The following is a 3,633-nucleotide window of genomic DNA, read 5'->3' as shown; positions in this document are numbered from 1 at the left end:
TGAGCTTTCCAAACCTGAACAAGCATTCAAGTCTCCTTGCTGTACTAGCAATATATTCTGACGTATAAGCTTATGTTCATTGAGGCAAAATGCCGTCAAATCTTCTACGGCTCCAGAACCTTCAAGTGAAGCGCATAGCGCATAGCCCGGATAAAGTTCTGTATTTAGCGCTAAGCTCTCAACTAAACACTGGCGCTGACCTTCTTGAGAATTTAAAGACAAGCATGGCGATAAGCTTTGTTGCTCAAGTGTCTTCTCGAAAAAATAGTCATAACGACAGCGCTGCCTATATTGCGTAGGTAAACTATTACACTGATCCACACTTTCGTTTGTTAAGGCGCCTTTCCTGACTTTAAGATAATCAAATGCCTCCATACAGCGCTGGCGATAGCTCGCTGCATCCTCCAGATAATCACAGGCACTCGCACTAAATTGCTTCGATAATAGCTCAACAACGAAGCGTTCAAAGCAGTCATACTGACGAGACTCACCAAGAACATGGCAGGCACGGGCAGCTTTTCGCATCAGGGGGCGTGCCGAATATTCCGGTAAACCGTGAAGCTCTATTGCTTCCTTTTCAGCCGCATCATTAGTCATCGCTAGCTGAGATAGTTTTTCTGTTACCGATAGCAACTTAGCGCCCTGTGATTGCTCGGTATATGCGCTGACGGTCAGACCAGCCAGTAACGCTAAAACAGACACACTCAATAATAAGGCAAGGCTCAATTTCAGAGAGATATCTCGTGCAACCATCGTCGCGGGATAAATACTAAAAACGCCTAAAGCAAAAAAGGCTGCGCCAACATAGGCAATATCAACCCCCGCTGCCAACAAGCCAACTGAGATCACAACATCGAAGGCAATAGGAACCGGAAAAAAAGCAGCGCACAAGGCCACCACAATTAGTATTATTAAGGTCCACGACCCATTTAAGTTATCTAGTGAAACAAATTCTGCTACAAGCGCAGCAAGCCCCCCAGCTAAAAGCATAAGAGGCAGCGCCCCTTTTAAGATAAACCCTAAATGCCCCAAATATGCTTTGGTAAATTCAAAGACAAACTGAAGCCCCCTAGTTTGTTGCGTAATTGCACAGGCATTTAGCGGGAGATCAATACCACTACCTTTAAACTTACCACCCTCGCCATGAAAACGAGCACTTAAAAAGGGAATTACCAGTAAGACAAAAAATACGATCAAGATGTACTTAATGGCAACTAGCTCTATGGGCAGCAAGCTTAGTGACATCGCAACCACGATAAAATTAAAGCTTGGCGAACTACTCAGCATCGATAAAGCGGTGGGAGTAGGAAGGCCTCCCCGGTATAAACCAAAAGCAATGGGCGTAGAACAGTTGGCGCAAACACCCAAAGGAGTTCCGAGCAAGGCACCAATAAACGCTTGTTTATAAGGATTTCGCCCATCTGCGACTTTAGGCAAGTTTATTGAAAGGAAAGATATTAAAGTCAGTACAGCTGCAGCAAATAGAAAACCAAAGGTCATTCCTTGCCAGTTGGTATATGCCCAGTTAAGCGAGCTATAGAGAATACGCTCTGCATGCCCTTGCTCAGCACTAAGCGGGTAAATGACATCAAAGGCGAGAGAACTAAGATGGTTGCGCTGGCCCATCTGAGCTTTTTCATCCAGCGCTGGAAGCCGCGACTGGGACAAGAACAACAATGAGATAAAGGCGAGCAGAATGAGAGAGCAAAGAAATCCCCTTTTATCGACTACCCGCATATTGTTCTCATTACCGTACATTCACCATCTAATTAAAGAGGCTACAGATCGAAAATCTTTCCAGGATTCATCAAGCCTTTTGGATCAAAGACACGCTTAACGCCTTTCATCATTTCGATCTCAACAGGCGAACGCGAATAACCCAGGTAATCTTTCTTGACCATTCCGACGCCGTGCTCTGCCGAGATACTACCATTGTATTTTGCGACAATATCAAAAACCCACTTATTTACCTGAATGCACTTCGAGAAGAACTCTTCATTGCTTAAATCTTCAGGCTTAAGAATATTCAAATGCAGATTGCCATCACCGATATGACCAAACCAGATAATTTCAAAATCCGGGTAATGCTCAGTCACCACTGAATTGATCTCATTTAGAAACTCAGGAACTTTAGAGACCACGACCGAAATATCGTTTTTGTACGGAGTACGCACAGAAATCGACTCTGAGATACCTTCACGCAAACGCCATAAGTTATTGAGCTGGGTTTCACTCTGGCTGATCACACCATCCAAAACCCACCCTTCTTCAACACAGGTTTCAAATAAAGCCATTGCGTCATCCATTACCTGGTCAGACGTCGATTCGAACTCCAACAATGCATAGAAAGGCGCTTCAGTTTCAAAGGGTGCAGGCACATCGTTGTGCGCTAAGACATGCCCCATCGCTTCGTGCGAGAAAAACTCATAGGCAGTCAAGTCCAGCTTTGCTTGGAATGCTTTCAAGACATCCATGGTGTTACCAATATCTGATAGACCCAGAACCAAAGCAGTCAGATTGTTCGGTTGACGCGTTAGTTTCATTGTTGCTTCAGTGATAAAACCAAGTGTTCCTTCAGCACCAATAAACAAGTGACGCAAATCATATCCGGTATTGTTTTTCAACAAGTCTCGGTTTAGTTCAAGAATTTCGCCAGCACCTGTTACCACGGTTAAACCCAAGACCCAATCACGGCTCATGCCGTATTTGATAACTTTAATACCGCCCGCATTAGTCGATAGGTTACCTCCTAGCTGACTAGAACCGGCCGATGCAAAGTCAACCGGATAGTACAAACCGTTCTCTTCGGCGAAGTTTTGCAACTGCTGTGTAACAACACCAGCCTGACAACGTACAGCCTGATCACTGGCGCTGAAATCAACGATCTGATTCATGTAATCGAAAGAAACGACCACTTCACCATTGCTTGCCACAGCCCCCGCACTTAAACCGGTTCGTCCGCCAGAAGGTACTAGTGCAAACTCGTGCTCATTCGCTAGCTTAACAATTGCCTGAACTTCTTCAGTTGTTTTGGGGAATACAATCGCTAGAGGCTTAGGCGCATATATTTTCGTCCAATCCTTACCATGAGACTCTAGAGTCTCCGCATCAGTACGAACTTTCCCGTCTTCTACCACTGCTTTTAACGCATCAATTATCTGAGTTTCCGAAGCCATAAGCTTATCAATCCACCTAAATCTGTTAATAACTGTACTCTTACTTCCAAGGCTAGTTAGCTAAAAGGCAAGAAATAACAGCGCTTAATGTTAAATTTAATTCTAGCTATTGCAACTAAACAATTGATATAGCTAGAATTAAAAAGAGTTTTAATATTTTGAACGACTAAAAAGCGGAATATGTTATCATACGCGGCTTTTCCAGACACAAATTCTTGAAATAATCTGTTGTTAACAGTGTATTTTGATTCTTAGATAAAAGGTTTTTTGCGAATATGACTACGACGTCTTTAGATAAAGGTAAAATCAGGTTTTTGCTTTTAGAAGGTGTACATGAATCTGCTGTGGAAACACTTAAAAAGGCAGGTTATACCAACATTGAATATTTGAAAACTTCTTTGGCTCAAGATGAGTTGATCGAAAAGATCGCAGATGCTCACTTCGTCGGTATTCGTTC

The 3,633-nt window shown here is 43.4% G+C and carries 2 protein-coding genes and 1 pseudogene; 1 reads left to right on the top strand and 2 read right to left on the bottom strand.

The features are described 5' to 3' along the window. Positions 1–1,758 (bottom strand): permease (locus A3757_RS17095; protein WP_197470101.1); only part of this gene is annotated, 1,758 nt, incomplete at its 3' end. A gap of 20 nt (positions 1,759–1,778) precedes the next feature. Further along, positions 1,779–3,176: an FAD-binding oxidoreductase gene (locus tag A3757_RS17090; RefSeq protein ID WP_068510644.1), complete on the bottom strand. Its 1,398-nt coding sequence runs from the start codon at positions 3,174–3,176 to the stop codon at positions 1,779–1,781. Positions 3,177–3,451: 275 nt separating this feature from the next. Here A3757_RS17090 and A3757_RS17085 point away from each other — a divergent pair. Next, positions 3,452–3,633, top strand: a pseudogene (locus tag A3757_RS17085) (phosphoglycerate dehydrogenase); the annotation flags it as partial.

Source organism: Oleiphilus sp. HI0117, from assembly GCF_001635235.1.
The sequence above is the reverse complement of the archived record's forward strand: the minus strand, read 5'-3'. Positions and strand labels throughout refer to the sequence as shown.

What these genes read in the sequence shown, in the direction of transcription:
- A3757_RS17090 (WP_068510644.1), bottom strand. Translation starts at nt 3,176, where the DNA reads ATGGCTTCGGAAACTCAGATAATTGATGCGTTAAAAGCAGTGGTAGAA.